The organism is Bradyrhizobium sp. S69 (genome assembly GCF_009766005.1).
Taxonomy (GTDB): Bacteria; Pseudomonadota; Alphaproteobacteria; order Rhizobiales; family Xanthobacteraceae; genus Bradyrhizobium.
Genome location: NZ_LMUK01000041.1, coordinates 254,944 through 262,629 on the forward strand (window position 1 = coordinate 254,944; position 7,686 = coordinate 262,629).

8 protein-coding genes and 1 pseudogene are annotated in these 7,686 nt (G+C 62.5%); 5 read left to right on the plus strand and 4 right to left on the minus strand.

What is annotated here, in order from left to right:
* Positions 1–39: 39 nt before the first annotated feature.
* Positions 40–240, plus strand: a complete 201-nt coding sequence (locus GSQ88_RS18645) for a DUF3311 domain-containing protein (RefSeq protein WP_246784862.1) — start codon at positions 40–42, stop codon at positions 238–240.
* Complete coding sequence (locus GSQ88_RS18650; protein WP_159009196.1) at positions 237–1,706, plus strand: sodium:solute symporter family protein; 1,470 nt, start codon at positions 237–239, stop codon at positions 1,704–1,706. The genes GSQ88_RS18645 and GSQ88_RS18650 overlap by 4 nt, the downstream gene beginning before the upstream one ends.
* Before the next feature lie 93 nt (positions 1,707–1,799).
* Here the strand turns inward: GSQ88_RS18650 and fabF are convergent, their stop codons facing one another.
* Both fabF and GSQ88_RS18660 read right to left on the minus strand, forming a co-directional pair.
* Entirely contained in the window at positions 1,800–3,065 is a 1,266-nt protein-coding gene (gene fabF, locus GSQ88_RS18655; RefSeq protein ID WP_159009197.1) for a beta-ketoacyl-ACP synthase II, read from the minus strand.
* A gap of 9 nt (positions 3,066–3,074) precedes the next feature.
* Complete coding sequence (locus GSQ88_RS18660) at positions 3,075–3,581, minus strand: winged helix-turn-helix transcriptional regulator (RefSeq protein ID WP_159009198.1); 507 nt, start codon at positions 3,579–3,581, stop codon at positions 3,075–3,077.
* Between the two features lie 1,031 nt (positions 3,582–4,612).
* Between GSQ88_RS18660 and GSQ88_RS18665 the strand changes: the two genes are divergently transcribed.
* A complete protein-coding gene (locus GSQ88_RS18665) occupies positions 4,613–4,963 on the plus strand; it encodes a Lin0512 family protein (RefSeq protein ID WP_159009199.1) in 351 nt (116 codons plus the stop codon).
* Positions 4,964–4,969: 6 nt separating this feature from the next.
* On the opposite strand, the gene GSQ88_RS18670 is transcribed toward GSQ88_RS18665, so the two are convergent.
* Positions 4,970–5,509, minus strand: a complete 540-nt coding sequence (locus tag GSQ88_RS18670) for a cupin domain-containing protein (protein ID WP_159009200.1) — start codon at positions 5,507–5,509, stop codon at positions 4,970–4,972.
* Positions 5,510–5,688: 179 nt separating this feature from the next.
* On the opposite strand from GSQ88_RS18670, the gene GSQ88_RS18675 reads away from it, so the two are divergent.
* Positions 5,689–6,573 (plus strand): LysR family transcriptional regulator, encoded by an 885-nt coding sequence (locus GSQ88_RS18675; RefSeq protein ID WP_159009201.1) that lies wholly within the window; start codon positions 5,689–5,691, stop codon positions 6,571–6,573.
* Positions 6,574–6,628: 55 nt separating this feature from the next.
* The gene (locus tag GSQ88_RS18680; RefSeq protein ID WP_159009202.1) at positions 6,629–7,333 is read left to right on the plus strand and encodes a glutathione S-transferase family protein; all 705 of its coding nucleotides are present in this window, start codon (positions 6,629–6,631) and stop codon (positions 7,331–7,333) included.
* 55 nt (positions 7,334–7,388) lie between these two features.
* Here the strand turns inward: GSQ88_RS18680 and GSQ88_RS18685 are convergent.
* A pseudogene (locus GSQ88_RS18685) lies at positions 7,389–7,686 on the minus strand (disulfide bond formation protein B); the annotation flags it as partial.

Here is a 7,686-nt window from a genome sequence, read left to right on the forward strand (position 1 = left end):
GACGGCCGCGGACGGATTTCAATTACCGGAGGGGTTGCCGTGAAATACTTTCTTGTCTCGTTGCCGATCATCGGCGTCTTTCTCGGGGCGACCGTATTCAATCGCGTCACGCCGTTTGTTTTTGGAATGCCGCTGTTCTTTGCCTGGACGCTGTTCAACGTCCTGCTGATGTCGGCCATCATGTTGACGATCTATAAAATCGATCCGGCCAATGCCAAGCCCAGCGGAGAGCCGCGATGAATTCCGCGATGATCATCATCTGCCTGGCGCTGGTCGGCGCCATCATCGTCGGCCTTCTCGCCAGCCACGGCCGCAAGATGAATCTCGAACAATGGAGTGTGGGCGGGCGAACGTTCGGCACGGTGTTCGTGTTCGTGCTGATGGCCGGAGAAATCTACACGACCTTTACGTTCCTCGGCGCCAGCGGGTTTGCCTATGGCAAGGGCGGCGCCGTGCTCTACATCATGACCTACACCTGTCTGGCGTTCGTGTCGTCCTATTGGCTGCTGCCGCCGATCTGGAGATACGCAAAGCAGCATAATCTGATCACGCAGCCCGATTTTTTCGCCAGGGTCTACGATAGCCCGGCGGTCGGATTCATCGTCGCCATCGTCGGCCTGGTCGCGCTGATTCCCTATCTGATCCTGCAATTCAAGGGGCTCGGAATCATCGTCGAGATTGCATCCTACGGGGCGATCTCGACCCAGACCGCTGTCATCATCGGGGCGGTGGCGATGAGCATCTACGTCGTCGTGTCCGGCGTGCATGGATCGGCGTGGAACGCGACCATCAAGGATTGCACCATCCTTCTGGTCTGTGCGTTCCTCGGCCTCTACCTTCCGTATCATTATTACGGCAGCGTCGGCGAAATGTTCGCGAGCATCGAGAAAGCCAAAAGCGGATTTCTGGCGCTGCCACAGGTCGGCGAAAATCCGATGTGGTATTGCACCACGATCGCGATCTCCGCGCTCGGGCTTTACATGTGGCCGCATACCTTCGCTTCGATCTACACCTCGAAATCGGAACGCATCTTCCGAAAGAATGCCGTGGTGATGCCGCTGTATTCGCTGGTGATGCTGTTCTCGATGCTGGTTGGATTTACCGCGGTCTTGAAGGTGCCGGGGCTGACCGGCGGCCAGATCGATCTGGCGCTGCTTCGGCTGTCGATCGCGACTTTCGATCCTTGGTTCGTCGGCGTCATCGGGGCGGCCGGAGTGCTGACGGCGCTGGTGCCGGGCTCGATGATGCTGATCGCAGCCTCGACGCTGTTTGCGAACAATATCTATCGGAAGCTGATGCCCGAAACCGAGGGTCGGTCCGTTTCCAGGATTGCCAAGCTCGCGGCGCCTTTGATTGCGATGGTCGCCGTCTACTTTACGATCAATGGCGGCAACAGCATCGTCGCACTCTTGATCATGGGTTACAGCATCGTCACGCAACTGTTTCCGCCGCTGGTCGCAAGCCTGCTGCCGAACAATCCGGTGACGAAGCAGGGGGCGATCGCCGGAATTCTGGTTGGCGTCGCCACCGTCGCGGTGGTCGTGACCACCAAGACCAGCATCGCCACCTTGTTTCCGGGCGCCTCGCCGCTGGTGGCGGGAATCAACACCGGCTTTATTGCGCTGACGTTGAATGTCGCGACCATGATCGTCGTCAGCGCATTCTCGCGCGTCCCGCAGCCGCGACTGGCCAGTTCGGCGGAATGAACTGATGACCTGAAGCGGAAAGCCTGATCGGCCCTGATGGCTTCACTTGCCGCATCCAGGCGGACTGTTTCCTTGATTCAGATAACGCGGTTGTCACGACCAGCGGCGCAGCACGACGCTTGCATTGACGCCGCCAAAGCCGAAGCCGTTTGACATCGCGTGCGTCATCGGCATGCGGCGGGCTTCGCCACGGACCAGATCGATCCCGTCCGCGAGCGGGTCGGGGTTTTCGAGGTTGAGGGTCGGCGGTGCGACCTGGTCGCGAAGCGCCAGCGCCGTGAAGATCGCTTCCAACCCGCCGGCGGCACCCAACAGATGGCCGGTGGCCGACTTGGTCGCGCTGACCGCGATGCGCCCATCGTCGCCGAACACGGCCTTGATCGCCGCCAATTCGCCGCGGTCGCCGACTGGCGTCGAGGTCGAATGCGCGTTCAGATGCTGCACATCGCCGGGCGCAAGTCCGGCTTGCCGCAGCGCCAATTGCATCGCGCGGCGGGCGCCCGAGCCGTCCTCGGGTCCTGATGTCATGTGATAGGCATCGGAGCTGGTGCCATATCCGACGAGTTCGACCAGCGGCTTTGCGCCGCGCGCCTGCGCGTGCTGCAAATCCTCGATCACGAGAACTCCGGCACCTTCTCCCATCACGAATCCGTCGCGGTCGCGATCGAACGGACGCGAGGCGCGGCTCGGCGTGTCGTTGAAGCTGGTCGATAGCGCGCGCGCCGCGGCAAAGCCGCCAAGGGCGACGAGATCGATGCAGGCGTCGGTGCCACCGCAAATCGCGACGTCGGCTTCGCCGGCCTGGATCAGCCGCGCGGCATCGCCGATCGCCTGGACGCCGGCCGCGCAGGCGGTGATGGGGGCGCCGAGCGGACCCTGATAGCCAAAGTGAATGGAGATTTGACCGGCGGCGAGGTTGACCAGAAACGACGGCACCGTGAACGGCGACAGACGCCTGATGCCGCGGGTGTCGGTGGTGCGAACGGCCTCGACGATGGCGGGGAATCCGCCGATCCCCGAACCGATCACGGTCGCGGTTCTCTCGCGCGACGTCGCGTCCTCCGGCTTCCAGCCGGCCTGTGCGATCGCTTCGGTCGCGGCGGCCATCGCGAACAGGATGAAGCGATCCATCTTGCGCTGATCTTTCCGCGCCACCGCGGTATCAGGGTCGAATCCGGCCTCGTTGTCCTCAGCCTTGTTAGGCACGATACCCGCGACCCGTGCGGCGAGGTCGGCACTGAAGCTGGCGGGCAGGGCACGCAGGCCCGATCGCCCCGCAATCAGCCGCGACCAGATGGCTTCCACGCCGCATCCGAGCGGCGACACCGCTCCCATTCCCGTGACAACGATCCTGCGCATCGGTTTCCTTTATACGGTTGCGTGCGGCCGCAGCGCGCGCATCGCGTCCAGCCGCCGGTGCACGTCGCGGCTGGCCCTGGGGCCGGGAACGAGCACTACGTTATCCAGGGTGATCGGCGCAAGGGTCCCGGCAGCCACCATGACCGGCTCGACCCCGCGCGAAGACGCCCGGTCTGCCATCAGCAGGGACGCGCCTTTTGCGGCGAGATGTTTGTTGCCCCAGGCAAACATCGCTATCACGACGGGAAAAAAGTCGCGACCTTTTTCGGTCAGCACATATTCGTACCAGTCGGGCTTCCTGTGGTAGATGCGTCGCTTGAAAAGGCCCTGCGCGGTGAGATGTTTCAGGCGGCGGGTCAGGATATTGGGCGCAATTCCGAGACTCCGCCGGAATTCGTCGAAGCGCGTAAAGCCCTGAAACGCGTCACGCAGGATCAGGATGCTCCAATATTCACCGACCGACTCCAGCGTCCGGGCCGCGGGGCATTCCGAGCGAGGCTTTTTCCGCGGCTGCATCGCGTGTAACTAGGTTTAGTACTTTCATTTTGCAAGTAGCTGCTTCTATTTTGCAAGTACGAACTTCTATTTTGAAAATATAAAAAACCGTCGTGACGATGTCCGAATGCCGGCACGACATCGCCGCCACTTGCCTCGCAAAACTGCCCGACGGGCAAATCACCTTCTCGCGCCGAATCCTGTCCAGACCCTTTTGCAAAAATATTTCTGTTTCCTTCGAGGGCAAATCACCTGCTTATTTCTAGCCATCCCGTCCCGAGAGAGGGGGCGTTGGCCATCGTCACTGACGTTGGGGCGGGGAGCGATGGACGCGGATGCGCTTTTGACGAACGGCGCGTGAGGCGGACGGCAAAGTCGTGTGGTCCTGACGCCCCAATGGCAGGTGTCAAGTTCGCAAGAAGCTCACGCTTCTTGCGGGCGACGGTGACAAACAAGCTCTGGTCTCACCGGGGAGAGCACGAAATAAGCTGTAAAACCATTGCGCAGGGAAGGCCGGACTGCTTCCGCTGAACCTGTATGCTCGTGTGCGTTTTTGTTTGCTACTTTTGCACACGGGACCGCGGGTGCAGCGCGCACCCGGTCTTCCCTGCGCCCTCTTTTTTGCGGGCGAACGAATTTGCAAACCTCGGGCGCATGCTGTCGCGAGAATGCGGAGGTGTGCCCCGACCTCTCAACGTCATTGCGAGGAGCGAAGCGACGAAGCAATCCAGCTTCCTTCGTTGTTCTGGATTGCTTCGCTATCGCTCGCAATGACGATGCTTAAGCCGGATTTGAAAATAGCACGGCAGTGCGCCGTAGGGTGGGCAAAGCGAAGCGTGCCCACCAATCGCATGCAACGCGAAGATGGTGGGCATGGCGCGAGGGCGCCTTCGCCCACCCTACGAAGGGGTTTGCTTCGCTCGCAATGACGGCGTTATGCGCCCTCAACATGGGCGAGCTTGCTAAGCCATCACTTGACGCGGCGGTGGCCCGGGACGATGCAGAGAGCCGACTAATATCTGCTCACACCACCAACAACACGGAGAACTCCAATGGCACGCGTGCGCTGTATCACTGAAATGGGCATGGGCGTTGACGTTCACGGCCGCGACGCGACCAAGGCGGCGAAGCGCGCGGTGTCGGACGCGATCCGCCATTCCAGCCTGGGGTTCTTTCGCATGGTGGGCAAGACCTCAAAGGATATGTTCGTCGATGTCACCATCGCCGTGCCGAACCCCGAAGCGGTCGACACGGCGGCGGTCGCCAAGGAACTGCCATACGGAACGGTGACCGTCACCGCGGTCAAAGGCGGGTTGGAAATCCCGGTCGAGCAGGGCAGCGATTCCATCGTCATCGCCAACGCCGCGGTGATCGTCAGCCTCGAGGACGACAAGCCTGCGTGAACCGCCTCACATCTTCACCATCTCGGTGCGATATTTCGGCAGCAGCGCCGCGATCAGTTGGCCTTTCTCGGCGATCTCCTGCGGGGTCGGCTTCGGCGGCGGCGAGGTGCGGCCTTCGACCGGAAAGCCGACCTCGCGGAAAAATTCATCCTGTCCGGCCGGCGTGCACATGCAGAGCATGCGGGCGGTCTTGCCCGAGACGTTCTTGAAGGCGTGCGGCGCGTTGGCGGGAACGTTGAGCGTGGAGCCTGCGCGCACCCTGTGCGACTTTCCGCGAAAGGTGAACTCAAGCTCGCCCTCGAGCAGCGTGAACATTTCCTCGAAGTCGTGGCGGTGCGGCGGCGGCCCACCACCGGCCGGCACCAGCATGTCGACCAGGCAATAGCGGCCCGCGGTCTGCGCGCCCGACACCAGGATGGTGTAGGTGCCGCCGGCAACCGAGATGTGAGGCACACCGGCGCCGTCGGGATCGGCGACGGTCAGGCTGCGGTTGAGATCGTCGGCGGGGATCGAGGCGGACGGCGAATGTGAAGGGATGTTGGTCATCTCATAATTCCTTGCTGATAGAGGCTCAGGGAGCTCAACGGGATTAAGCCGTAGGGGTTGCCGGTGTTGCGGCCGCCCAGAGGCTCAATCGCCCCTTGCTGAAAATGGATATACGCTGTTCCATATGGCGCGATCAGATGCTAAATTCGGAATAGATCGTTCCATTTTTGGATCACTGAATGGACCTCCAGGCGCTCGCTGATTTCAATCTGGTGGCGACCCATGGTGGCCTCGGGCGGGCCAGCCGTGCCAGCGGCCAATCCAAGGCGACGCTGTCGCGGCATATCGCCGAACTCGAGGACAGCCTCGGTCTGCGGCTGCTTGAGCGCGGCTCGCGGTCGCTGCAACTGACCGAGGAGGGCGCCGCCCTCCATGCCCGCACCGAGGGATTGCTGCGGGAGATCGTGGAAGCCGGCGAGACGATCTCCGGCGGCGTTGGCCGGCCACGCGGCCGGTTGCGCGTCAATGCGCCGGTGCTGTTCGCGCAGGTGGCGCTGGGCCGGATCGCGGCGGAGTTCATCGCCGCTTATCCGGAGGTTCAGCTCGAGATCACCGCCGAGGACCGCTTCGTCGATCCGATCGAGGAAGGCTATGACGTGGTGATCCGCATCAATCCGGCGCCCGACGATCGCCTGATCGGCCGCTGCTTCCTGCACGATGAGATGCTGGTGGTGGCGCCGCCATCGATCGCGCGTCCGTCCTGCACGGCGGGCGAAACCGCGACATTCCCGGCCGTTGTACTGAATGCGGCACCGGCAAATGCGACGTGGCGGATACGGCAAGGGCCCGATGATCCGGTGGAAGAGCTGATGCCCAATCCGGTGCTGCGCCTGTCGTCGATCCTGGTGCTGCGCGATGCGGTACTTGCCAATGCCGGCGCGGCGCGGCTGCCGCGCTCGATGGTGGCAGGCGATCTGGCGGCGGGACGGCTCGTCTGCTGGGGCATCGTCGAGGACCGGCCGGTGTCGGCCTGGGCGCTGCACGTGTCGCGCCGGCTGGTGAGCAGCCGGGTCACGGCCTTTATCGGCGCGCTGGTCGCGGCATTTCCCGATCAACGATTTTGAGCGCTATAAGCTATCCCAAATCCCTCACAACGGCCCGGAGCCAGCGAGCAAATTCATGTCAGACCTTTCCGCCTTCCCGATCACCAAACGCTGGCCGGCGAAACATCCCGACCGGCTCCAGCTTTATTCGCTGCCGACGCCGAACGGCGTCAAGGTTTCGATCATGCTGGAGGAGATCGGGTTGCCCTATGAAGTACACCTCATCGACTTCGGCAAGGACGACCAGAAGACGCCGGAATTTCTGACGCTCAACCCTAACGGCAAGATCCCGGCGATCATCGATCCGAACGGACCCGGTGGCAAACCGCTCGGCTTGTTCGAGTCAGGGGCGATCCTGGAATATCTCGCGGAGAAGACCGGCAAGCTGCTGCCGGCCGATGCGGCGCGGCGATACCAGACCATCCAATGGGTGCAGTTCCAGATGGGCGGGATCGGGCCGATGTTCGGCCAGCTCGGCTATTTCAACAAATTCGCCGGCAAGGAAATCGCCGACAAGCGGCCGCTCGAGCGCTATGTCGCCGAGTCAAAACGTCTGCTCGGCGTGATCGAAATCCGTCTCGACGGGCGGCAGTGGATCATGGACGACGAGTACACCATCGCCGACATCGCGATGCTGGGCTGGGTGCGCAACCTCATCGGCTTTTACGAGGCGCGTGATCTCGTTGGGTTCGATCATTTCAAGCACGTGGCGGCATGGCTGGAGCGCGGCCTGGCGCGGCCAGCGGTGCAGCGCGGGCTGGATATTCCGAAGCGGCCCTGAGCCGTCTTCCGAAGCGGCCGTAAGGCCGTCTTCCGAAGCAGCCCTGACGGCCTTGTCAGGATCCGTGCTTGAGCAGTTCGTACACGACCGGGTTGTCGGCGCAGGCCCTTGGCCCGCACTCCAGAAACGCCGAGACCACATTCAGCGCGGTGAGGCCGATCACAAGCCACACCGCGATGTAGGCGAAGACGCCGCCGGCAACCGGTTGGGTTGCGCCGTCGTCCTCGAACTGGCGATCGAACAGCAGGATCGCGGCGAGCAGCACGATGGCGGCGATAAAGCCGATCAGCGCCCAACTATAATAATGATAGCCCAGCAGCGCCGAGCCGTACCCGCCGTCGCCCGGCATGATG